Genomic DNA, 503 nt, shown 5'->3' with positions numbered 1-503 from the left:
ATCCATAAAACACCTATGAAAGATATATTCATGCCGCCTTGCCATGGACGTGCACTTAATGCAATACCCGCAAATCCTAAGGCAACCCCTAGCGCCATCTGTTTAGTAGACCTCTCCTCTGGTAAGAAAAGCGCCGCCCCTAAAAAAGTAAATATCGGTATCGAACCACTCAATAACCCTGCAATACTACTGGGTAACAACGCCGTACCAGCAATAAACCCATAATAGTAAAAGGAGGTTGCAAGCACAGACATGACGATAAAATGCGGCAAATACGCAAGCTGCTCCCGAGTAATGGCTTTATGACGCCATGCGATAAGTACTAAAGGTATAAACCCAAACAGCACTCGCAGAAAGACAGTTTGAGAAGGCGTTATCACAGCGGTGGCCCACTTCATAAAAATAAAGTTAGACCCCCAAATCACACCAAGTAATACTAGCGCTGTATAGGCTCTAAACATAGTATTGGCCTTTATCAGACAGAGTGCGTCACACCGCCATCA

General features: G+C 44.7%; 1 protein-coding gene. It reads right to left on the bottom strand.

Translation table 11 applies throughout. From position 1 onward, the window contains the following. Positions 1 to 461 (bottom strand): DMT family transporter (locus ACS8FD_RS25030; RefSeq protein WP_439277832.1); only part of this gene is annotated, 461 nt, incomplete at its 3' end. Positions 462 to 503 lie beyond the last annotated feature (42 nt).

The organism is Psychrobacter sp. 1U2 (genome assembly GCF_051847575.1).
Note: the sequence above shows the minus strand (reverse complement) of the source record. Positions and strands in the feature narration are given on the sequence as shown.